Annotated in this window: 20 protein-coding genes; 5 read left to right on the top strand and 15 right to left on the bottom strand. The window is 45.1% G+C overall.

Translation table 11 applies throughout. The annotated features are described in order from the left end of the window. Positions 1-15: 15 nt before the first annotated feature. Genes kdsB through M9196_RS08035 form a run of 5 tightly spaced genes read right to left on the bottom strand, consistent with a single transcriptional unit; the run spans position 16 to position 6,091 of the window. Positions 16-789: a 3-deoxy-manno-octulosonate cytidylyltransferase gene (gene kdsB / locus M9196_RS08055; RefSeq protein ID WP_250617017.1), complete on the bottom strand. Its 774-nt coding sequence runs from the start codon at positions 787-789 to the stop codon at positions 16-18. After that, the gene (locus tag M9196_RS08050; protein WP_250617016.1) at positions 789-968 is read right to left on the bottom strand and encodes a Trm112 family protein; all 180 of its coding nucleotides are present in this window, start codon (positions 966-968) and stop codon (positions 789-791) included. Before M9196_RS08050 ends, kdsB begins: the two co-directional genes overlap by 1 nt. After that, positions 958-1,959, bottom strand: a complete 1,002-nt coding sequence (gene lpxK, locus M9196_RS08045) for a tetraacyldisaccharide 4'-kinase (RefSeq protein WP_250617015.1) — start codon at positions 1,957-1,959, stop codon at positions 958-960. Before lpxK ends, M9196_RS08050 begins: the two co-directional genes overlap by 11 nt. Then, a complete protein-coding gene (gene msbA / locus M9196_RS08040; RefSeq protein ID WP_250617014.1) occupies positions 1,956-3,710 on the bottom strand; it encodes a lipid A ABC transporter ATP-binding protein/permease MsbA in 1,755 nt (584 codons plus the stop codon). The genes lpxK and msbA overlap by 4 nt, the downstream gene beginning before the upstream one ends. 32 nt (positions 3,711-3,742) lie before the next feature. Beyond that, entirely contained in the window at positions 3,743-6,091 is a 2,349-nt protein-coding gene (locus tag M9196_RS08035; protein ID WP_250617013.1) for a DNA internalization-related competence protein ComEC/Rec2, read from the bottom strand. An 8-nt stretch (positions 6,092-6,099) separates the two neighbouring features. Here M9196_RS08035 and M9196_RS08030 point away from each other — a divergent pair, with 8 nt between their 5' ends. After that, positions 6,100-6,609 carry a DUF2062 domain-containing protein gene (locus M9196_RS08030; protein WP_250617012.1) on the top strand — a complete coding sequence of 170 codons (510 nt, stop codon included), beginning with the start codon at positions 6,100-6,102 and terminating at the stop codon, positions 6,607-6,609. A 188-nt stretch (positions 6,610-6,797) separates the two neighbouring features. Here M9196_RS08030 and lolE read toward each other — a convergent pair whose 3' ends face one another. Genes lolE through lolC form a run of 3 tightly spaced genes read right to left on the bottom strand, consistent with a single transcriptional unit; the run spans position 6,798 to position 9,936 of the window. After that, positions 6,798-8,042 (bottom strand): lipoprotein-releasing ABC transporter permease subunit LolE, encoded by a 1,245-nt coding sequence (gene lolE / locus M9196_RS08025; protein WP_250617095.1) that lies wholly within the window; start codon positions 8,040-8,042, stop codon positions 6,798-6,800. A gap of 3 nt (positions 8,043-8,045) precedes the next feature. Then, the gene (gene lolD, locus M9196_RS08020) at positions 8,046-8,735 is read right to left on the bottom strand and encodes a lipoprotein-releasing ABC transporter ATP-binding protein LolD (RefSeq protein ID WP_250617011.1); all 690 of its coding nucleotides are present in this window, start codon (positions 8,733-8,735) and stop codon (positions 8,046-8,048) included. Further along, a complete protein-coding gene (gene lolC / locus M9196_RS08015) occupies positions 8,728-9,936 on the bottom strand; it encodes a lipoprotein-releasing ABC transporter permease subunit LolC (protein ID WP_250617010.1) in 1,209 nt (402 codons plus the stop codon). The genes lolD and lolC overlap by 8 nt, the downstream gene beginning before the upstream one ends. Before the next feature lie 173 nt (positions 9,937-10,109). Between lolC and M9196_RS08010 the strand changes: the two genes are divergently transcribed. The 4 genes from M9196_RS08010 (at position 10,110) to M9196_RS07995 (ending at position 15,762) form a co-directional block, all read left to right on the top strand. Next, on the top strand, positions 10,110-10,694 hold the full coding sequence (locus M9196_RS08010) for a PilZ domain-containing protein (RefSeq protein ID WP_250617009.1): 585 nt from the start codon (positions 10,110-10,112) through the stop codon (positions 10,692-10,694). Positions 10,695-10,699: 5 nt separating this feature from the next. Further along, positions 10,700-14,158 (top strand): transcription-repair coupling factor, encoded by a 3,459-nt coding sequence (gene mfd, locus M9196_RS08005; RefSeq protein ID WP_250617008.1) that lies wholly within the window; start codon positions 10,700-10,702, stop codon positions 14,156-14,158. Positions 14,159-14,308: 150 nt separating this feature from the next. Further along, the gene (locus tag M9196_RS08000) at positions 14,309-15,163 is read left to right on the top strand and encodes a peptidoglycan binding protein CsiV (protein WP_250617007.1); all 855 of its coding nucleotides are present in this window, start codon (positions 14,309-14,311) and stop codon (positions 15,161-15,163) included. A 53-nt stretch (positions 15,164-15,216) separates the two neighbouring features. Further along, a complete protein-coding gene (locus tag M9196_RS07995; RefSeq protein WP_250617006.1) occupies positions 15,217-15,762 on the top strand; it encodes a GNAT family N-acetyltransferase in 546 nt (181 codons plus the stop codon). A 131-nt stretch (positions 15,763-15,893) separates the two neighbouring features. Here M9196_RS07995 and M9196_RS07990 read toward each other — a convergent pair whose 3' ends face one another. From M9196_RS07990 to hinT, 7 genes are all read right to left on the bottom strand, one after another. After that, a complete protein-coding gene (locus tag M9196_RS07990; RefSeq protein ID WP_250617005.1) occupies positions 15,894-17,183 on the bottom strand; it encodes an NAD(P)/FAD-dependent oxidoreductase in 1,290 nt (429 codons plus the stop codon). A gap of 446 nt (positions 17,184-17,629) precedes the next feature. Next, a complete protein-coding gene (ycfP, locus tag M9196_RS07985; protein ID WP_250617004.1) occupies positions 17,630-18,169 on the bottom strand; it encodes an alpha/beta hydrolase YcfP in 540 nt (179 codons plus the stop codon). 97 nt (positions 18,170-18,266) lie between these two features. Continuing rightward, positions 18,267-19,187, bottom strand: coding sequence for a phosphotransferase (locus tag M9196_RS07980; RefSeq protein WP_250617094.1), 921 nt, complete (start codon positions 19,185-19,187; stop codon positions 18,267-18,269). A gap of 15 nt (positions 19,188-19,202) precedes the next feature. Beyond that, positions 19,203-19,793, bottom strand: a complete 591-nt coding sequence (gene lpoB, locus M9196_RS07975) for a penicillin-binding protein activator LpoB (protein WP_250617003.1) — start codon at positions 19,791-19,793, stop codon at positions 19,203-19,205. Between the two features lie 93 nt (positions 19,794-19,886). After that, positions 19,887-20,279: a YcfL family protein gene (locus M9196_RS07970; protein ID WP_250617002.1), complete on the bottom strand. Its 393-nt coding sequence runs from the start codon at positions 20,277-20,279 to the stop codon at positions 19,887-19,889. Next, complete coding sequence (locus M9196_RS07965) at positions 20,279-21,676, bottom strand: COG3014 family protein (RefSeq protein ID WP_250617001.1); 1,398 nt, start codon at positions 21,674-21,676, stop codon at positions 20,279-20,281. Before M9196_RS07965 ends, M9196_RS07970 begins: the two co-directional genes overlap by 1 nt. A gap of 91 nt (positions 21,677-21,767) precedes the next feature. Continuing rightward, positions 21,768-22,118, bottom strand: a complete 351-nt coding sequence (hinT, locus tag M9196_RS07960; RefSeq protein WP_250617000.1) for a purine nucleoside phosphoramidase — start codon at positions 22,116-22,118, stop codon at positions 21,768-21,770. Positions 22,119-22,362: the final 244 nt, after the last annotated feature.

Here is a 22,362-nt window from a genome sequence, read left to right as displayed (position 1 = left end):
TGACTATATAAGCGATTAGTTGGAGTCATCCCCTGCTAGCGAAGAAACTAACTGACGAACATGCTCAAGATCCTCCGGTGTATCGACCCCTGCCGGAGGCGCTTGCAACGCCACATCAACATGAATTTTTTCACCGTACCAAAGCACTCTCAGTTGCTCCAAACACTCCACTTTCTCTAGTACACTTGGCGCCCAAGAAACATAAGTATTAATAAACCCGGCGCGATAGGCATAAATACCAATGTGTCTGAGTAGTGGATGGGCCGGCGATTGTTTTGGATCTTGGCCGTAAGCGTCGCGATCCCACGGAATAGTGGCGCGACTAAAATACAGCGCATAACCCTTTTCATCGGTGACCACCTTAACCGCATTTGGATTGAATGCTTCTTGTTCGGACTCAATACGAACCCCTAGCGTCGCCATTGGTGCTGTGCTTTGCTGCAAATTATTCGCGACTTGCGCAATAATTTCTGCAGGTATTAACGGCTCATCCCCTTGCACATTAACTACAATATGCTCTGGGTCTATTGCCATTAATTCAACCACTTCAGCCAAACGCTCTGTCCCAGACTCGTGAGTCGGAGAAGTCATGCAGACTTCAGCGCCAAAACTTTTTGCAGCAAGCTCAACGCGCTGGTCATCGGTGGCAATAATCACTCGCTCGGCGCCGGATAGCATCGCTTTTTCGAAAACATGCTGAATCATCGGCTTACCTGCGATATCCGCTAACGGCTTACCTGGTAATCGTGAGGACTCGTAACGCGCAGGAATAATGACTGTAAATGACATTATCGCCCCTCTTCCATCGCCATTGTTCGTGCTTCTGGCTCTAACAACACTGGAATGCCTTCCTTAATCGGGTACGCTAATCGGTCTAACTTACAAACCAGTTCTTGCTTATCTTTATCGAACGTCAGCTTACCTTTACAAATAGGGCACGCTACAATTTCCAGAAGTCTATGATCCATAACTCTCTATAACCTTTCTAATTTTTATCAGTATTTCTTCGCTGTCGTGATCGTTAAAATTTGCAGATACGGGCAAGTACCACCAATTATCATGAGCAAAGTGTCGACATTTAACTGCATCTTTTTCTGTCATAATGACGTTATCAACACCTTGCCCTAGTGCGACAAGCTGTTGTTTATCAAAATCTTTATGGTCAGCAAACCCCTGTTCTCTCGTTAGGTTCGCGCCCAATTGATTTAACGTAGCAAAGAACCTTGGTGGATGTCCAATACCGGCGAACGCCGCTAAAGTACCCAACTCATTCACTGCCATTTTCTTTCCTGATTGTAAATTGACCGCCAACGTAGGCTCTAAGATAAAGACTTTCTCATTCGGCTGTTGTGAACCGCCACCATTGGTCACTATCAAATCAACGTCTTGCAGTCGTGACAGAGGCTCTCGTAAGGGCCCTAAAGGCAATAGTGCCTCATTACCAAAACGACGTTGTCCATCAACGACCACTATTTCAAACGCCCTGTCTAGGGCGTAGTGCTGTAAACCATCATCAGTAACAACCACATCCACACCCAAGGCTTCTAATTCTTGCACGGCATTTGAGCGAATTGGGTCAACGACAACGGGCACACCTGTGCGTTCAAAAATCAACTTTGGTTCATCACCACAATGCTGTGTAGACGTTTGCTTACCAACACTTAAAGGGTATTGCGGGGACTTGGCACCATAACCGCGAGACACGACGCCTGGTTTAAAACCAAGTTTCACAAGCTGTTCTACCAGCCAGATCACCATCGGTGTTTTACCATTTCCGCCTGCAGTAATATTGCCTACCACGATAACAGGTAAGGATGAACGGTAAACCGCTTTCTTACCTTGACGGTAAGCCCGTCTTCTCCGCGCCGTGATCGCCCCATACAATTGGCTTAATGGCCATAACAGCAACCAAAAAACAAAACGTAGCGGATGCCGTTCGAACCACAGTTTTTCAATCACGAATGATCACCAAACTGAATACGATGTAACTGAGCATAAGCGCCTTGATGCTCGATCAATGTCGCGTGATTACCGCGCTCTATGATTTCGCCTTCGTCGACCACCAGAATCTCATCTGCTTCTTCAATGGTTGAAAGACGATGAGCAATAACTAATACCGTTTTGTCCTTTTGCAATTCATCGAGAGCCGATTGAATCGCACGTTCAGATTCAGTATCAAGGGCAGACGTCGCCTCGTCTAAAATCAGCACTGGCGCATCTCGGAGCAACGCTCGCGCAATCGCGATTCGTTGACGTTGACCTCCAGAAAGGCTAGCACCATTTTCACCGATCACGGTATCTAAGCCCTGCTCTAAACCATCAATAAACTCCATAGCATGAGCTTGTTTTGCTGCGTGTTCGATTTCTTCACGGCTATATTTCCTTTGCGCCGCGTAAGCAATATTATTCGCAATCGTATCGTTGAATAAGTGCACGTTTTGCGAGACAAGCGCAAAGTGTTGACGCAAGTTAGTCAGCTTAATGTCGTCAATTTTGTGGCCATCAAGTGCGATGTGTCCGCTATCAACATCGTAAAAACGGGTGAAAAGATTAGCAATAGTACTTTTACCTGAACCTGAACGTCCCACTAATGCAATGGTTTTACCTGCTGGCAAGTCAAAGCTGACATTACGCAGCGCGGGCTTCTCGGTACCTTGATAGGTGAAGGTAATATCGTTTACGCGAATATCACCTTTAACGGCCTTCAATTCTGTCGTGCCATTGTCTTTCTCTGTATCGAGATCGATCAACGCGAATAGCGTTTGGCTGGCGGCCATACCTCGTTGAAACTCCGCTGTCACACCCGTTAACGCTTTTAGTGGGCGCATCAAAGAGAACATCGCGGAAAAGATAACCGTAAACGTACCCGGTGTTAACTCGCTGCGTACCGAATCAAAGCTTGCTAAATACAATACCGACACCAAAGCTAACGACGCGATCATTTGAATCACGGGGTTGGCAATCGCTGAAGCGGCCACCATTTTCATGGTCTGCTGACGCATTTGGTTACTCATGCTATCAAAGCGTTTGCCTTCCACCTCTTGACCACCATAGGTCAAGACAACTTTGTGACCTTTTAGCATTTGCTCTGCTGATGTGGTCATCTCTCCCATAGAGGTTTGCATGCTACGGGAGATTTTTCTAAAGCGCTTCGATACAAACCCAATAGCCCAGGCCACAACAGGGGCAACGACAATCAGTACTAAAGATAGTTGCCAGCTGCTCCAGAACATCAAGAACAGCAGCCCAATAATACTGGCGCCCTCTCGCACAATACTCACCAAAGAGCGGCTCGTTGCACCTGCGACTTGTTCTGAGTCATAAGTAATACGTGAAAGTAACCCACCCGTTGATTCCTTATCGAAAAAGGAAACCGGCATGTGCATAAAATGACTGAAGATCTTTCTACGTAACTGCATGACGACATTGCCGGATACCCAGCTTAAGCAGTACGTCGATACAAAACCACTCAAGCCCCGTATCAACATCATGCCTACAATAATCAGCGGTAACACTTTGAGAAAGTTAGATTCAACATCACCAAACCCTTCATCGAGAAGTGGTTTAAGCAAAGAAAGCATGTAAGTATCTGCCGCAGCATTGATGACCAGAGCGATAACGGCAACCGTCAATCCCGTTTTATATTCACGGATATACAGCCACAAACGCTTAAAGGTCTGCAGTGTTGTTTCATCTTGATTTAGTGACATAATTCTTCAATCATTTTCATCTTAATTTTCTTTTATTCTACTCCGCTTCTTAACATCTGCCTATACCAAGGGGCAAGCTTATCGCCTCTCAAAGTGAAAGCGCTCACTTCTTGTGCACTAAATGACAGGTTCACCTGTCCTGATGAACCCGTGTCGTACCATTTTGCGCCATTATTTAAGTAACGAGCCTTCACATCCGGATTAGGCAAATTCCATCGCCCAGCAAAACGTGTCGACGCAATAGCATGCTTTGTCCTGATTCGATTAAGCAACCATTTCGAAGACGATGTTTTACTGCCATGATGTGGAACCAACATCGCATCTAGATCCAGTAAAGGGAGATGACGAGCGAGCAATATTTCACTAATCTGATCAATGTCACCAGTCAATAGCAATTGGTGTTTATGAGATTGTTCCTTCGGAGAGTATGTCATGAGTACAACACAAGAATGTGGGTTATAAGCACGCGATACCAGCTCAGGCGGCCAAAGCGCTTCAAACGTCACCTCATTCCATCGCCATTGCTCTCCAGCAATACAGGGTAGTTCAGTTACATTGGCATCAGATTTTCGTACCCACAGAGGCTGCCATTGATGTTGCAAATACGCCGCGCCACCAGCATGGTCATTATCAGCATGACTCAAAATAATACCTTCTAATGAGTTCACCCCTAACTGAGCAAGCGTGGGGGTAATTAAACGCTGAGCGATACTAAATCCAGCGACTTCCATGCCTGTATCATAAATCACCGCTTCATCACCTTGCTGAATAATGACCGCCAGACCATGACCAACATCCAACACAACCACTCGAAAATGATGATTTTTCTCTGCTTCTATCCATAAAAACAGAGCAACCAATGCAATGATGGATACCCAACGCACCATCATCCATTGCCAGAAAAAAACCGCTGCAATAACAAATAAAATAGGCAGTACATAATGAGGTTCTAATTCTACCCAGAACCAACTGGAATAGGACATGGCCTTAATCACCACGGACAATAGTGGGTCCATCACCATGCTATAGAGCCCAAATTCATCGAGGCCCATCATTGATGCCACAACACTAAATACCGTCGTCACCAATAACGCAGGCATAACAATAATGCTAAACCAAGGTACAAAGATAAGGTTGTATAACGCACTCCCCATTGAGGCGCCGTTAAACACAATAATCAGCAATGGTAAAAATAATACCGCCAGTCCGATATGAAAAAACAAACCCGTGCGTATCTTCCCTGCATCAACATACTGAGGCTGTCTTAAATAAGCTGCCAGTACCACTAATGCACCCACCGCATAATATGACAACCAAAAGCTCATACTTGCCGAGGAAAATGGTAATACCGTGAGGATAAGACCTGCGCTAAGCAGCAACATAGCGGCAGCGTCCGCTTTAATGCTTCGAGAATAAATAAGATAGAGAATTAAGAGCATCAGCAGTGCTCGGACCGTCGGGATAGGAAAATGGGCTAACGCACCATAGAAACCAGCAAAAACAAATCCGCTGAGAACGGATAGCCAAGGTTGTGAAGCAATAAACATCGCTATTTGGGCAAACCATCGCTTCTTTCCAGTTGAATGCCGGATTTGGCGAGATAGCAAAGCACTCAACAGGACCACGGCCCGACCGGCAAAGACCCCAATGGAAAAAACAATGGCTACGTGAAGCCCTGATATTGCCATTAAATGCGACAGACCACTTTCTCGTAAGTTAGTCCAATCTACGCTTGTTAATTTAGAACGGTCACCAAATATCAGCGCTAAATAATAACCTTGATATCGACTTGTCGATGTCGCACGGTAAATACCATCATAAATGAAAGACTTCCAGTGACGCTTACTCAACACCATAGTATGAGCTGAGTCATGAACCCGTGCTTGCGCAAGTAAACCATGAGCAAAGTAGTACTTTTCTTTGTCAAAGCCAACACGGTTCTTAACACCAATAACGCGCTTTAATCTCACGGGTGCCACCACCCATGACCCAACGTCTACCGGCATGGATAACTTCAGTTTTATTTTCGGTTTATAAACCAGATTTATCGGTTCACCGTTAACGCTAAAAACCGTCACGTCCGCCTCATAACCTTGACTTATTTGTTTAAAATAGCTGTCAACTCGCGCTTTTATGGTAATATCGGTGCCGAATCGAAAAAGCGCCTCCGTTTGGCTCTTGAGAAGATTCCCTTGAATTAATGCCACGGATAGTGCGATGAATCCCGTCAACAATATAAATCGACGCTTTATCAGCAAGGCGAAACTGATTAAGGATATAGGCATCAACCAATAGATAGTCGGCATCACAGGCCAAAAGGTTGCACTTATTAAAGTTAGGGTGTAAACCAAAGGTACAGTGATGCTTGTAAAGAGAGTCATGTTTCCCTATGCCAAGAAAGTTCATCAAACGTTTCATGCCAAATCACGAAGTGATCAAGCGACAAAAGGCTTTGAAAATATTCGGCAATGTCCTCTATAACCCCAACCTATGGTGTTTAAACCGCCGTTCGGCAGCGGGTGCGTTTGCCGTTGGTTTGTTTATGGCTTTCGTTCCACTACCGAGCCAAATGATCATGGCGGCGGGTCTTGCAATTCTATTCGGTGTTAACCTGCCTTTATCGGTCGCGCTGGTCTGGATTAGTAACCCAGTCACTATGCCTGTATTGTTTTATTTCGCTTATAAAGTTGGCGCGTTTTGCTTAAGCACACCCACGCAACCTTTTCATTTTGAATTGTCTTGGCAGTACCTTTCTGAGCAAATGTCGACCATAGGGCCTCCATTTCTATTAGGATGTCTACTTTGTGCGGCGATCGCGTCAATTGCTGGGTATTTTGGTATCCGTGGTTTATGGCGCTATTCCGTCGTCAGAAGTTGGCAGCAACGCTCATTACGCTAGCCCTACAAGCGTACTTATTATTGCATCATGTGTTGGTTAAATTAGAGCGTTATGGATACGGACGCAAGATCTCAGTAACAACCTATGAGGCAAATAGCAAAAGCGTGAAACTGTTAAGTACATCAGTTAGCAAAAAAGGACCCGAGGGTCCTTTTTTATTAGCCATTATCTTAGCTGTTTAGCTATGACTACTTAGCACTTAGCACCGTCGCGGGATTCAACTGACTCGCTTTCGATGCGGGATACCAAGTCGCAACAAGGCTCAACGCAATAGCCGTTCCGGACACCAGTGCCACATCGCTCCACACTAACTGCGAAGGTAAAAAGTCAACAAAATAGATATCACCGGATAAAAACTGATGCCCAACAAGCGACTCAAGCGCAGAGACGACTGGTGTTAGATTGAGCGCGAGCAAAGCCCCTGCCAATCCGCCGACAATACTCCCCACCACACCAGAAAATACGCCTTGCCAGATAAAAATTCTCCGTATCAAACTGTCGGTTGCGCCCATGGTTCGTAAAATCGCAATTTCACCAGAACGATCTTTTACCGCCATCATCAGCGTCGAAACAATATTAAAACAGGCGACACCGATAACTAATACCATGACCAAGTACATAATGGTGCGAACTAGCTCGATATCACGGTAAAGAAAACCGTATTTTTGCTTCCAGCTTCGTAAATACACATATTCAGACAAAGCGTTTCCTACTTGTCTGACAATCAATGGAGCATCAAACACGTCATCAACTTTTATCGATACACCACTAACTTTATCCCCCATCCTTACGTAGTTTTGAGCATCTTGTAACGGCACTATCACTAAGCTGTGATCTATTTGACCATTGAGTTCAAGTAACCCCGTCACTTTTACTCGTACCCGCCTCGGTGACTGTACTTTTGTTGCATCACTCGTCGATGGGATCATTAACGTCACAAAATCCCCTACCTTCGCGTTAACTTCCTCCGCCACCCCTTTGCCTAGAATGGCTTGCTGCTCTCCAGCACGGAACGCTTGCCAACTTTCCTTGCTTACAAAGCTCGGTAATGAGGACACGGTTTGCTCTAATTGAGGATCAACCCCACGAACTTCGACAGCTTTGAGTTGGGTGCCTTTTTCAACGAGGGCCGTGACACGAATATAAGGCGCCGCAGCTTCTACGCGTTCATGCTTAGTTGAAACCTCGACCATCTTTTGCCAATCTTCAATCGGTTGATTGACGCCTTCAAATTCACCGTGAGAGATCACGGACAGTACTCGGTTTTTGAGTTCTCTTTCAAAACCGTTCATCGCAGACAAGCCGACAATAATCACCGCAACCCCGACAGCAATGCCAACAATTGACGATATCGAAATAAAAGAGACCATTCTATTGCGCTGTTTTGCTTGGCTAAACCGTTTACCAATAAAAAAGGATAATGACACGTCTATTCCTTACTTCTGCGCGATATCAATTAATAAACCATCTTGCATGTGAAGCTGTTTATCCATCTTTTCCGCTAATTCATTATCATGAGTCACCACTAAGAAGGCCGTGCCGTACTCTTTATTCAATGTACGCATCAAGTCATAAATAGCGAGCGCTGTTTTATGGTCTAAGTTACCCGTTGGTTCATCCGCTAGCACCAGTGATGGTTTATTGACCAGCGCACGGGCAATCGCGACACGTTGTCTCTCCCCCCCAGACAGTTCAGACGGACGGTGAGTCACACGGTGACCTAAGCCAACACGTTCTAATAAATCATGCGCTTCTGCTTTGGCTTGTTTCACATTCATGCCGCCAATAAGCAACGGCATCGCCACATTTTCTAACGCCGTAAAATCGCTTAATAGGTGATGGAATTGATAAACGAAACCCAAATGCTGATTGCGGATTTTAGCTTGTTGGTTGCTACTTAGCGTTAATAAGGATTGGCCTAAGAACTCCACTTGCCCATGAGAAGCATCATCCAATGCGCCCAGCACGTGCAACAGCGTCGACTTTCCCGACCCAGATGAGCCAATAATAGACACGAGCTCCCCTTTTGCAATCTCAAAACTGACTCCTTTTAAGACTTCGGTATCTACTGCCCCATCGTGATAAGTTTTGCGAATATTCTGGCAAGCGATTAAAGGACTACTCATATCTTAAAGCCTCAGCTGGTTTTACGGACGACGCGCGGTAAGAAGGAAATAAAGTGGCAAACAGACTTAGTAGCACTGCGCCCACCACAACAATAATAATTTGGTTCGGGTTAATCATAATAGGTAGCTGACCGCCAAAGCTAAACAACGCCACCCCCATAGCGTCCAATAATGCGTTTAGGTTCTGCGCCATTAGCACACCTAAAATGCCCCCTACGACCGCGCCAATCGCGCCACTACTTGCGCCTTGCACCATAAAAATCGTAAGCACTTGCCTATCTGACATACCTTGTGTTTTGAGAATGGCGACCTCTGCTTGTTTCTCCATGACGACCATAATCAAAGCTGAGATAATGTTGAAAGCGGCGACAGCAATAATCAAACCGAGCATCAACCCCATCATATTCTTTTCCATTTTGACCGCTTGGAATAGCTCTCCGCGCTGTTCACGCCAATCGCTCCAATTCCAAGATTCAGGAAGATCTGTTTGACTTAAACTGGAAACAACAAATGGGTCTTGAAAAAAGAGTCGCCAGCCACTGGCTTCTCCCGGCTTAAAGCGCATAAGTTTAGCCGCGTCCGATATATGAGTGACGACCAATGAACTATCAATATCCGAACCTGTACTATACAAGCCAGCGATAGTAAACATCCGCTGACTCGGGATCCGACCTAATGGCGTGTACTGACTAGCGCTGGTCACCATCAAGCGAATTTTATCACCGACCTTTACATCAAGCTCTCGTGCCAAAGAATGGCCAAGCAACACTCGATAATCTCCGGCTTTCAGTTGATTCACACTGCCACTCACCATTCGATGGCGAATAGGATCGTTACTTCCAGGTTCAATGCCCAACATCATTACTGCCGCCAACCCTTGATGGCTTTGAACCACAGCTTCACTTCGTACAATTGGCACGGGAGGCTGGCTCGTTGGGTATTCACCAAGAAAGGCTGGCGGTGCCTGTTCTGAGGTTATCGTGCCACTTGAATGGGTGATAACCGCCTGAGGGAGTACCCCTAAGATACGTCCCTTAAGTTGCGCCTCAAAACCATTCATTACCGATAACACCGTCACCAAAGACAGCACACCGATGGTAATTCCGGCAGTTGATATATAAGACACGAAGCGGCTAAAGCGATCGCCAGACCGACCTCGTAAGTAGCGTAATCCGATAAAAACGGGTAATGGGTGAAACATAGACACAACCAAAGAATGAAATCTAAGGCTAATGTAACGAGAAACGCGCTGAGGTTGTAGCCCTGAATGTGATTTTCGTTTTAAATGACAGACTTTTAACGATTTGATAGGGCAATTTCTTGATAACTCGGTGATACACAGAGATAATTAAGGCTATTAATCAGGGATTACCTATGTCACAGAATGACTTCTTTACCGTAAACGGCGCAATTCGAGCCAATATAGAGCCGATGGAAATTGGCACGGCACTACCCGATTTAGACAGTTATCTGGCACAGATCCCTGCACCGTTTGTGGCCTCTTGTGAATTTAGCCAACTCAACCAGCAAAGAGAAGCAGCAAAACATGAGCTGCAACAGCAAAACCTTAAACACGTTGCTGAACTCATAGACCAACAAAATACCAAGCTCAACCTGCTACTTAATTACATGATCGCTCAACAAGATGAGCCTGCTTTCCGCCAGATCACCACTCGATTTGGCGCAGGAGAGATCGTCTACCGCAGCCAAAGCCCTCTCACTATGGGGCAGTTCGTAATAATAAAACTTTTTTTAGATGCTCCACCCGCCGGCATTTATTGCTACGGCGAAGTCACTGACGTACAACTTTCGGACTCAGAAGGCTCAAATTCAGATTACACTATCACTCTGACGTTCGTTCGCATTCTTGAGGAGCATCAAGACATGCTCATTAAAGCCGCATTGTACCACCAACAAAAACTCTTAAGACAGCGCTCACTTGATCGAGACAAAAGCTAATCACTATGACCAAGACTCCTATACTTCCCCTAAACATGCCGTCAGGTGCTGGCGACAAAAAAACGCTCGGTAATCTTCGTGGTGCGTCTCTCGCCCTCGCGATCAGCGAACATGCACAAGCGCATAATAGCCATACGCTACTAGTGGTGCCCGACCCTCAGCTCGCCATTAAGTTACAAGGCGAAATAGAGCAGTTTTTCTCGGGAAGTGTTGGAGTGTTTCCCGACTGGGAAACCTTGCCTTACGACAATTTCTCTCCGCATCAAGATATTATTTCGGATCGTATTGCCAAGCTTTATACCCTGCCACAACAGAATGCAGGTATCACTATTGTTCCTGTAAGCACATTGCTACAACGACAAACGCCACGAGACTTTCTACTTCAGTACACGCTGATGGTCAAAGTCGGCGATCTGTTTTCTTTACAGAAGCTCCGCATACAGCTTGAAAGCTCTGGCTACCGTCAAGTAGATCAAGTCTTTGGTCCCGGCGAGTACGCTAGCCGAGGATCGATTCTGGACCTCTATCCAATGGGAAGTTCCGCCCCATATCGAATAGACTTCTTTGATGATGAGATCGATACGATCCGCACTTTTGATCCCGAGAATCAACGTTCCATTGATGATATCGATGAAATTCGCCTATTGCCCGCTCATGAGTTCCCTACCACAAAAGACGCAATTGAAGCGTTCAGAGTGAGGTGGCGTCAGCAATTTGAAGCAAGAAGAGAACCAGAGTCGGTCTATAGTCAAGTTTCTAAAGGGGTTTGGCCTGCTGGTATAGAGTACTGGCAGCCGCTATTTTTTGATCATACCGAGACCCTATTTGACTACATCAATGAAGACTCTCAACTCATTATGGTTGGAGACATTGACGCCTCTATCGACCATTTCCTTGTCGATGTTGAGCAGCGCTATGAGCAGAGAAAGGTCGATCCATTACGCCCGTTATTGCCGCCTATTTCATTATGGCAACAAAAGGACGAATTCTATTCGCACCTTAAACAGTATCCTCAACTACTTTGTTGTCATGACGCCATCACCGTCAAAGCGGGACGCCAAAATGCAGACATTACGCCACTGCCAGACATTAGCGTTCAGCACCAGTTAAAAGAACCTATGGCGCAAGTGCGTCAATTTACTGAGCAATACGCGGGTAAAGTGGTCTTTTCTGTGGAGTCAGAAGGACGCCGAGAAGCCCTAAACGAATTATTGCATCGCATCAAACTGCGCCCTCAAGAGCACGATAGCCTTCAGTCCGCATTGGACAGCAATGACAAATTTACCCTCGTCATTGGTCATTGTGAGTACGGTTTTGTTCAAGGTCAGCAATTCGCCTTAGTGTGTGAAAGCGATATGTTGGGTGATCGCGTTGTTCAGCGCCGCAAAAAAGAAAAACGCTCGGTCAACAGTGACACCATCATACGTAATCTTGCCGAGTTAAAACCCGGTCAGCCCGTCGTGCACGTTGATCACGGTATTGGTCGCTACCTTGGGCTACAAACGCTTGAAGCTGGCGGTATTCAAACTGAATACGTGACTCTAGAGTATCAAAATGAAGCTAAACTCTATGTGCCAGTCGCGTCACTAAACTTAATTGGACGATACTCTGGCGGAGCAGAAGAAAGTGCACCTCTTCACAAACTGGGTGGCGAAGCTTGGACAAAAGCGCGACGCAAAGCAGCTGAACGAGTCCGTGACGTCGCCGCTGAGCTCCTTGATGTCTATGCCAAACGTGAATTGAAACCAGGCTATAAGTTCCGCCTCGATAGAGATCAATACGCAACATTTAAAGCGGGCTTCCCATTCGAGGAAACCGAAGACCAAGCCCAAGCGATTAACGCCGTGATGTCTGACATGTGCCAGCCCAAAGCCATGGATAGACTGGTGTGTGGTGACGTTGGCTTTGGTAAAACGGAAGTGGCAATGCGCGCCGCGTTTGTCTGTACTGACAACAATAAACAAGTTGCCGTATTAGTGCCTACGACACTGCTTGCCCAACAACACTTTGAAAACTTCCGTGACCGCTTTGCCAACCAACCCATTCGTGTTGAGGTATTGTCTCGATTCAAAACGGCTAAAGAACAGAAAGTGATTCTTGAAGAGGTCAAAGAAGGCAAAATTGACATCCTAGTCGGCACACACAAACTGCTGTCGAACGACATTAAGTTTAATGATCTTGGGCTGTTAGTCGTCGATGAAGAACACCGCTTTGGGGTACGCCAAAAAGAAAAAGTTAAAGCGATGCGTGCCGATGTCGACATTCTTACCTTAACCGCAACGCCTATTCCAAGAACCCTCAATATGGCAATGAGTGGCATGCGTGACCTGTCTATTATCGCGACACCACCAGCACGACGCTTAGCCATTAAGACATTTGTTCGAGAAAAGGATGACAGTACCGTTCGTGAAGCGGCTTTACGTGAAATCATGCGTGGCGGACAGGTCTATTTCCTCCACAACCAAGTCGAAACCATCGATAAAGTTGCCGAAGATTTAGCCAAGTTAATCCCTGAGGCACGGATTACTGTTGCTCATGGTCAAATGCGCGAGCGTGAGCTCGAACGTATTATGAACGATTTTTACCACCAGCGCTTTAACGTGCTGGTATGTACGACCATTATTGAAACGGGTATCGATGTGCCTACCGCCAACACCATCATCATGGATCGGGCAGACAATCTGGGGTTAGCTCAATTGCATCAACTGCGTGGCCGAGTGGGACGCTCCCACCACCAAGCCTACGCGTATTTACTGACACCGCACCCTAAAGCCGTTACCAAAGACGCGATTAAACGCCTAGATGCCATTGCATCGTTAGAGGATTTGGGAGCAGGCTTTACCCTTGCTACCCACGATTTAGAAATCCGAGGAGCAGGTGAGCTTCTCGGTGATGAACAAAGCGGACAAATTCAATCGGTAGGTTTCTCGCTATACATGGAAATGCTTGAACAAGCCGTAGAAGCCTTAAAGGAAGGGAAAGAGCCTTCACTGGACGATTTACTCCGTGAGCAGACCGAAGTCGAAATTCGCATTCCGGCACTACTACCTGATGACTACATTCCAGATGTCAACATGCGCCTTTCTATGTACAAACGTATCGCCAGCGTGTCTGATAATGAAGAGCTAAGTGAACTGAAAGTCGAACTGATCGATCGTTTCGGCTTACTGCCAGACGCTGCCAAGCATCTTCTCGCGATCTCAGCAATGAAATTACGTGCCGCTGAACTTAAAGTCAGAAAACTGGAAGCCCATGATAAAGGCGGTTACATTGAATTTTATCCTGATGCTGACATAGACCCGACCTTCTTGGTTAAACTGCTGCAAGCACAGCCCAATAAGTTTGCCATGGAAGGGCCAACCAAGTTCAAATTCATAGAAAGCTTGACGGATCGCCGTAAACGACTAAATTTCCTAAATAATATGTTGGAAGAATTTGAGAAAAATCGGGCCCCTAGTCGCTAGTTATAACGCGCTGATTCGATTGATATACAAGTCAATCACTAGAGGCCTAATGGGTGTGTGCAAACGAGCCATGAATTGTCTCGGCAACACCCTACATTAGTTGATATAATGTGATTAAACGCAACAATAGCGTTAATCAATGGAGAAAGAATGAAAAAGTTGATACCACTGCTGCTCCTATTAGTCTCGATGCCGAGCCTGGCACAGAGACAATTTGATATTGAAGTGATCATTTTCAAGCGTGCCGTGAATCCTGAAAAAGTGAATGAATCTTGGCCTAATGACATTGCACAAATCGACTTTAAACGCAGTGGTGCAATGAGTGACGCCAATTATCGTGGGTCAAAGGGCGTAAAAATGTTGCCGTATTCGGCTTATGAGCTAACAGGCGAAGTAGAAAAGCTTAAAAAGCACGCGGGTTACTCCGTGCTCTTCCATAAAGCTTGGCGCCAGGGTGATCAAAGCAAAGCCTATGCTCCCACATTCCATATCCGCGCTGGTAAAGACTATTCTTCAACCTTTAATGTTGATGGCACAGAAAAAGGCAATGACGACAATCATTCTTCTCCGGTGGACGGTGTAACAGAAGTGGCGATTGATAAGCCTCTGTACGAGCTCGATGGTAAACTACAAGTCTATGTTCAGCATTATCTCTACGCGGAAACGCAACTTGACTTAAAAGCACCGAGCAGCAAAGAAGTCGTGATTACTGCGCCGACACAAAACACCGATCCTTTGGCTGCATCTGGCACACTCGATAGTGATGCGGTTGCAGTTGATACTAACGCTATCTCAGGGTCGACGACTGAACAAAACGGTGCCAACGCTGATGATGCGAATGTCATTGCTGGTCACTTACAAGACGTTGCTGTTCAAACAGAAGTGCAGACCTTTTTGAAAGACTATCGCCTTGATCAAAAACGCCGCATGCGCAGTAACGAAACTCACTATTTGGATCACCCACTTTTGGGTATGATTATTCAAGTAAGACGAGTCGCCAATTAACTAAAAAAAGGCCCAATAATTGGGCCTTTTATTATTTATGACGTACCTAATTTATGAACACAAACTACGCCATCTATACCCCTCGTCTCGCCCTACGTTTACTTACCCTAGCTGACGCCACTGAGTTTGCCAACGTCGTTCGCCACTCCCCTTCTCTGCATCAATGGATAGACTGGTGTCATACAGAATTTAGTGATAACGAAGCACTCGAATTTATAGGCGCGACTAGGCTGAACTGGGTAAAAGCCAATGCCTTTGGTTTTGGTCTTTTTGAAAGAGAAACGGATAGATTTGTAGGGATGGTCGCTCTTAACGAGTTTTACCATACCTTTAATATGGGTAGCTTAGGCTACTGGATAGCAGATAGTGCGCATGCTAAAGGGTACGCTAAGGAAGGGCTTGAAGCGCTGATAGAGTTTAGCTTTTCCAGCTTACTACTGACGCGCTTAGAAATTGTCTGCGACCCTAATAATGAGCCGAGTCAGGCATTAGCGATAAGCGTCGGCGCCACTTACGAATGCCTTGCCGACAATCGATTTATTTTTAACGGTCAACCAAAACAAGGTAAGGTCTACGCCATTATTCCGCCAAAAAAATAAGGCAGCCAATGCATTGGTGCACTGATTGCCTTATCGATATCGCCATGTTACTGCGTGTCTAACGTAGATAAATCCAACGGATAAACACGCAATAAGTCTATGCTACGCCAAGTTTAATCGCAGCGACAATTTTAGTGTAGCTTGAGGTTAGGTCTAAGCACGCGGTTAATGCGACCGACTAACATCATCAAACTTGTTTTGATCACTCCATGTAACGCCACCTGATGCATGCGATACAATGAAATATAAACCACACGTGCGATACGGCCTTCAACCATCATAGAGCCTTTGGTCAAGTTCCCCATCAAGCTACCCACTGTAGAGAAACGACTCAGAGAAACTAACGAACCATGATCGCTATACTGATACGCTTTTAATTCACGATTCGAAAGCTTAGCCACAATGTTACTAAATGCGTGACTGGCCATTTGGTGCGCAGCTTGCGCACGAGGTGGGACAAATGAGCCGTCAGCTTGAGTACACTGTGCTAAATCGCCGATCACAAAGATGTCGTCGTCGCGCGTGGTTTGTAGAGTATCTTTCACCACAAGCTGGTTAATTCGGTTTGTTTCAAGACCGGCTATGTCTTTCATAAAGTCTGGTGCTTTGATGCCTGCAGCCCAAACCATAATCTGCGCTGGGATATGCTCGCCGTCTTTGGTCGTTAAACCCGTTTCATCAGCTTGTGTCACCATGGTTGTAGTACGAACGGTCACGCCAAGCTTGGTTAGTTCTGAGTGAGCTGCTGATGAGATTCTAGGCGGTAAGGCCGGTAGAATACGCTCGCCTGCTTCAACAAGGTTAACATTAAGTTTGCTCGAGTCTAAATCACCAAAACCGTATGTACGTAGCTCTTTCACGGCATTATGCAGTTCTGCTGATAGTTCAACGCCCGTTGCACCCGCACCGACAATCGCAATATCAACGGTGCCTTGACCATTCTTTGCATGTAACTTTAAGAATTCGTTATTCATTTCCGTACGGAAACGATGTGCTTGCTCTGGGCTATCAAGGAAAATACAGTTATCACGCACACCCGGCGTATTGAAATCGTTGGATTTAGAGCCAATCGCAAGTACTAAAATGTCGTAGTCAATCTCACGAGCCGGCATCAGTAACGCACCATGTTCGTCTTTTAGCTCATCTAACTCAATACGCTTTTGTTCACGATCGATGGCTTTTAAACTACCCATTTGAAAGTCAAAGTGGTGGTTTTTTGCATGCGCACGGTAACTCAATGCGTCCACTCCTTCATCGAGTGAGCCAGTTGCAACTTCGTGTAAAAGCGGCTTCCATAAGTGGCTTGCTTTACGATCCACTAACGTGATGTTCGCTCGTCGCTTTCTTCCAAGTGTGCGGCCTAATTTAGTCGCAAGCTCTAATCCGCCAGCGCCTCCGCCTACAACAACAATATTCGTCAAAATGACTATCCTCTAAAAAGTGAAAAAATGGGGTGAGTCGCCCGAGTCACTCGAACGACTAAAAATTCTTTCATTATGAGCGAATTGCTCGCGGTCTTCAGCGACCCTAATTCGGTACAACAGCCGTTTCACTTCACGTTTTGGGGTAATGATTTAACAGAACGGGTTTTTCTGGGCAAGTTTTTTTCTTGCTCTAAACTTTTTTTGACATTTATCAACAAATGTAGAGTGAATTTATTATATAGAGCAAATTAATGTCCGCAACTATTGAATGGAATTATTTTTCAATTCCGCCTCTATTCGCTGAGTTATTAATCAGTTAGGTGTCGATGCGGGCTTAGTCAGCAATTTTCGAACTATTTAGTCGCTTTTATCCACCCAATAGGTACAAAAAAGCAGCGAAGAACGCTGCTTTATAATCGTCAAACATCATGTGCTACTGAGCACTAAGACGCTTTGAATGCCTTCATTGCCTGTAAGTGCTGTGATATTTTCTTAAACTTATGTGGCTCGTTTTCATCCCAAATCACATCGTAGTAGCTTTGCAATTCATCAGCCGATTTCTGATTATCGTGAATGCTGTCATTTCTAGAAAGAATCACTAAACATTGACCACTGTTTTTAGTGCGGAACTCTTCGACACATTTCGTCGCAATATCTTCGTATTCTTCTGGGCGGTCTATACGACCTTGCATGTTGATTTCTGGGCGTAAATTAGGGTTAAAAATAACTTGCTTAATACCACATAAAAAACCAATGCGCTCAGACCAAAAACCACCCAGCCCGACACCGCAAATCAATGGCGCATTGTCATCAGACTGCTCAACCAACTTATGCACTTCTTTAAGCAAGTGCTGCATGTCGTGCTTAGGATGCAATGTACTGTAGTTAACAAATCGTACGTCATCATCGATAAATTGCAGTTGTAACACTTTTTCATGGTTGCCCGGGCTACTTGAATCATAGCCATGAAGATAAATAATCATAGTACCTCTCAATCATTCCTTAATGGTACGCTTTCCTTAAATCTACCACTTCCACCCTAATTTAAAAGTGAATTTCCCGTGTTTAAGAAAAGAGAAATTACAAACAGTGATCACTTCTGCATAATCGTTGGTAAATCGACTCTGCGTCGATTAAAAAGTCGTCATCACCCCAGAGCTGTGCGGCTAACACGTACCAAAGCATAGCCATCATTTGCGCATGCGTAGACCATGCATTCATATCATTTAGCCATGGTTCACTATCAATTAGCCATGCTTCACTATCAATTAACGTGTTCTGGTCAGTAAGATTCGACATCTGCAAGTAGATATTAAGACCTTGGCGATAATCCATATTCAACATATCAAGCGTCAATACGAGATCGAGCCTTGGGTCTGCGATTGCCGCATACTCCCAATCAATCACAGCAATGGAATGATGAGAATGGATGAGGTTATGGTGAGCGAAATCAAAGTGGCATAATGCACTATGATTGCAATGAAGCTTTGGAGGGGTCCTTAACTTGAGGTATAGCTCTTGGTAACGCGACTTTTCGATACTCGGATTGAGTTGATCCCAGTAGTGATCGACTTTGTTCGTGTAATCAAAACGACGGATACCTGCGCTAGCACCACTTATACGATTAACACGAAAGCGGTGAATACGAGCTAACAGCGAAATAACCTTTTCTGCGGACAAGTCAGTACAGGAAACAGGGATTCCCTCTAACCACGACAACAACACTCCGTGCTCATTGTTACCAAGGACTTCACTGGTGGGGAGCAATGTTTGTACAGCCTGCAGTACGTTCCGTTCATTGACTCGGCAGATATCAAATGCAGCACTGATTTTCGTATGACCCCGCCAAACCGTCCAGCCATGCGTTTTTGTTGCTATCTTCCATGTTCGGTTGGTTAACCCGCCAGAAAGCCGAAGTGCCCCTAAGGGCACTTCATTAAGCACGAGTTGCGCATACGCAAGCTCTGGCTGTTGCTGCAAAGCCTGCTGCCAATCTAACATCGACAAGAGAGCGATCTAGAAGCCAAGTACCGATCGTGACTCTTGCTTACGGATCTCAGTTTCATCAGCCCATTCAATTAGACCTGTTTCCAGATCCATTAAACGCATCGTCATCTTGTAGTAAACGTCTTTGTCGCTACCTGCTTCTTTTACGATACTGCTTAAGTTTCCGTAAAGCATATATTGGGCGCCGACCATCTTACCAAATTGAATCGCCGTGCTTTGGTTGACTAATTCGTCATTGTTTTGGAAGTTCAGTTGTTCACGAACTGACTCTACGCGGTCCATATCAACAAAACGGAACTTACCTGAATTCAACATTTTAGTGCTAATGCTGTCAGTAATCGATTCAGTATCAATGTGCTCAGTCGTTTTATTTTTAATTCTTTCAACAAAAACAATCGGACGTGAATCTCTTGTGATTGCAGATACGGAACCGGACATCAACATGCTGTCGACCATATCACCGGCAATCTTTTGCAGATCCGTTGAACCAAAATCAATCGTTGTTGTTTCTGTTGCCTGTGAGTCACCATAGCTTACTTTATTTGAACAACCGCCAAGAATCACGGCTAAACCCAACAAAGCAATAATACTTTTTTTCATGTTTTTTCCTTAGTCTTGCTACTTTTTCAACGCATACCTACTAGTCTCTGAGCTAGCCGTTACCAAGCTAGCCGTTAATGAAATAGGGTTACGTTATTGATCTGCTCCGCGCAATTGCACGCGAAATTCTTTACCATTTGGATTAATAGACACCTCTGAAAGGGTAATGGTTTCATCACCACGTAGGATTGCCTGCTTCCAAGGTGCTTGTTTCGTATTGACCTCTAAACCTTGTTCATCGTACCAGTAAAAGCGATATTGAATGTTCTGATCTGTTGATGTTTTATTGGCAAGCTTAACGATACCACGAGCATGCCCGTTGGTATCAATCGTTGAAATGTCATCAATCGAAAACTTGCTACCCATAGCCTCATCGCCGTAGAGCACAGCTTGAGTCTGCCCTTCGATTTTAATGCCTGCGGTTTTACTTGATGAGCAGCCTACCAATACCAGCAAAATACCCATGCTTAATAGCCATTTTTTCATTACAACCTTCCTAATTGCTTATGCCAAATAGTGGCATTTCCACCTTGGCGTGACACCCAAACAAGTGTGGTTTGTTTATCTCTTACATCAAAAGTATAGTCTTGCCCATCTATAACCATGGTATGCGATCCGGCTTTAACAAAGCGACTATGACTATTCACCGTACTTGGCAATGTTTGCCAACTTCGTGTATCGGGCTGCTCCGTTAGCGTATTCCATACATTAAACAACAAATTACCCACATCGTCATCTTTCGCCGTACTCTTACGAATTTGATCTTTGGCATACACTCTCAAAGCTTGGCGCAACAAGATGCTTGGCATATTTTCTGTCAGTTGCTGCTGAGCCATCAGGTTAACATCAACTAATTGGTCACCATCAAGAGCTTGACCATCAATACTCATTGACGAATAGTTAGTTCGCACCGTAGGAACGTAATGAGGCAAAGCAATACTGTATATTGCTGTGTTGCCTTGACTGTCATAAACAGGCAAGGACAAATTCCAAGCTCTCATTGCTGCTACAACGCCACGCTCTTCAAGCACTACGATTCGACCTTCGCCATTTTTAATGGACGCTTGTTTGCCGTACTGTTTTTCCAGTTTAGCTAATGCTTGATTTCTGCCTGCGCGCTTTGCTACCCACATCACAGCGTCAACCACCGCTTGATTATCCGGCGCAACTGCTAACGCCCTTGTATAATCAATGTAAGCGCCGTTTAAGTCATTCGACGCTTCATATAAAAGACCAGAAAGATACAGTAGATAGCCATTTTGTACGGCTTGTAGTTTACTGCCTGCATCGGGATAACGCGAAAGAACGGAGCCAAGGTTTGGCGATAACCCCTTACTTTTAAGTTCGCTTTCAGCCGATCTCAGATCTTTTTCTCTTGACTGCCTAGCACGCTCTTGCACTTGATTTGCACGGCGTACTTCCACTAAAGCGCCTTCTAAATCATTCTTTTGAATATAGTTTAATCCCAAGTAAAGATGCAAAAAACCCAACTCATAATCAGGTGGCACATACTCAGTAATATTATCATTAACGGCTAAAGCACCCACACTAGTCGCAGCATCAGAAATCGAAACAAGCGCCTTATCTTGTTGTACACGCACAGCTTTGTCGCTAACTTCGAGGGCAGACTTACTTTGCGGATACGCTTCATTTAGAAACTCGACGCGACCTTTTTCAAAATTATCAAGAATATCGCCAGCGACAATATCTTGTGGTAACGCGGCTTGGGCATCTTGGTATTGCCCGGCTTTTATCGATTGGTAAACCACCGTATTTTGCTGGGAGTAGTGGCTAAATAAATTACCAGCACTAAGACCAGCGCAGGCAGTGAGACTAATAGAGAGGAGAACAACCAAAGTGTGTTTAACACGACGTTTTAGCATAGACACGTTCAAATGAAGTTTAGATTTCAACAAGTGCTTGTCTTCTTAATCGCTAAGATAACAAGCACCACAACCTTTTAGGCGAAAAGGGTTAGCTCAGTAGCAATGGACCTAACGGGCGACCGCCGACCAAATGCATGTGAATATGATAAACCTCTTGCCCACCATGAGCATTACAGTTCACGATAAGACGGTAGCCATCTTCGGCAATCCCTTCATCGTGTGCAATTTTTTTCGCAACGGTAAACATACGCCCCATCATTGCTTCGTCGTCAGCGTCAATGTCGTTAACCGTTGGAATAAGTTTATTGGGGATGATCAATACATGACTTGGAGCTCGAGGATTGATATCACGAAAGGCTGTGACAAGGTCATCTTGATAGACAACATCTGCCGGAATTTCTTTGCGAATTATTTTACTAAAAATCGTTTCTTCAGCCATGAAGACGCTCCAAATTGATTACTGTTTATGCCGCTTCGGCTTATCATTTTTGCCGTCACACCGAAGTATGCACTATGGGCGCTAGAATCACAATTTTAAGCGATTCAATAGCGAATAGATTTTACTGTATTTCGTTCGCTTCCAACCTGCTAATTTATTAACCAAATTCCTCAATAAACGTAAACAAAGTGACACTTTGTTATATTTTTGCAATGTGCGTCATAAAACGTAGCACCGCATCTAA

Origin of the sequence: Vibrio methylphosphonaticus (assembly GCF_023634655.1) — a bacterium.
Classification (GTDB): Bacteria; Pseudomonadota; Gammaproteobacteria; order Enterobacterales; family Vibrionaceae; genus Vibrio; species Vibrio methylphosphonaticus.
The sequence above is the reverse complement of the archived record's forward strand: the minus strand, read 5'-3'. Positions and strand labels throughout refer to the sequence as shown.

Bases quoted from the DNA above. Each gene is read 5' to 3' on its own strand.
- M9196_RS08000 (WP_250617007.1), top strand. From the start codon at position 14,309: ATGAAAAAGTTGATACCACTGCTGCTCCTATTAGTCTCGATGCCGAGC.
- kdsB (WP_250617017.1), bottom strand. From the start codon at position 789: ATGTCATTTACAGTCATTATTCCTGCGCGTTACGAGTCCTCACGATTA.
- lpoB (WP_250617003.1), bottom strand. From the start codon at position 19,793: ATGAAAAAAAGTATTATTGCTTTGTTGGGTTTAGCCGTGATTCTTGGC.
- M9196_RS07980 (WP_250617094.1), bottom strand. From the start codon at position 19,187: ATGTTAGATTGGCAGCAGGCTTTGCAGCAACAGCCAGAGCTTGCGTAT.
- lolC (WP_250617010.1), bottom strand. From the start codon at position 9,936: ATGTTTCACCCATTACCCGTTTTTATCGGATTACGCTACTTACGAGGT.
- msbA (WP_250617014.1), bottom strand. From the start codon at position 3,710: ATGTCACTAAATCAAGATGAAACAACACTGCAGACCTTTAAGCGTTTG.
- M9196_RS08050 (WP_250617016.1), bottom strand. From the start codon at position 968: ATGGATCATAGACTTCTGGAAATTGTAGCGTGCCCTATTTGTAAAGGT.
- hinT (WP_250617000.1), bottom strand. From the start codon at position 22,118: ATGGCTGAAGAAACGATTTTTAGTAAAATAATTCGCAAAGAAATTCCG.
- M9196_RS07995 (WP_250617006.1), top strand. From the start codon at position 15,217: ATGAACACAAACTACGCCATCTATACCCCTCGTCTCGCCCTACGTTTA.
- mfd (WP_250617008.1), top strand. From the start codon at position 10,700: ATGACCAAGACTCCTATACTTCCCCTAAACATGCCGTCAGGTGCTGGC.
- lolD (WP_250617011.1), bottom strand. From the start codon at position 8,735: ATGAGTAGTCCTTTAATCGCTTGCCAGAATATTCGCAAAACTTATCAC.
- M9196_RS08035 (WP_250617013.1), bottom strand. From the start codon at position 6,091: ATGACTCTCTTTACAAGCATCACTGTACCTTTGGTTTACACCCTAACT.
- M9196_RS08010 (WP_250617009.1), top strand. From the start codon at position 10,110: ATGTCACAGAATGACTTCTTTACCGTAAACGGCGCAATTCGAGCCAAT.
- M9196_RS08030 (WP_250617012.1), top strand. From the start codon at position 6,100: ATGCCAAGAAAGTTCATCAAACGTTTCATGCCAAATCACGAAGTGATC.
- M9196_RS07965 (WP_250617001.1), bottom strand. From the start codon at position 21,676: ATGCTAAAACGTCGTGTTAAACACACTTTGGTTGTTCTCCTCTCTATT.
- ycfP (WP_250617004.1), bottom strand. From the start codon at position 18,169: ATGATTATTTATCTTCATGGCTATGATTCAAGTAGCCCGGGCAACCAT.
- M9196_RS07970 (WP_250617002.1), bottom strand. From the start codon at position 20,279: ATGAAAAAATGGCTATTAAGCATGGGTATTTTGCTGGTATTGGTAGGC.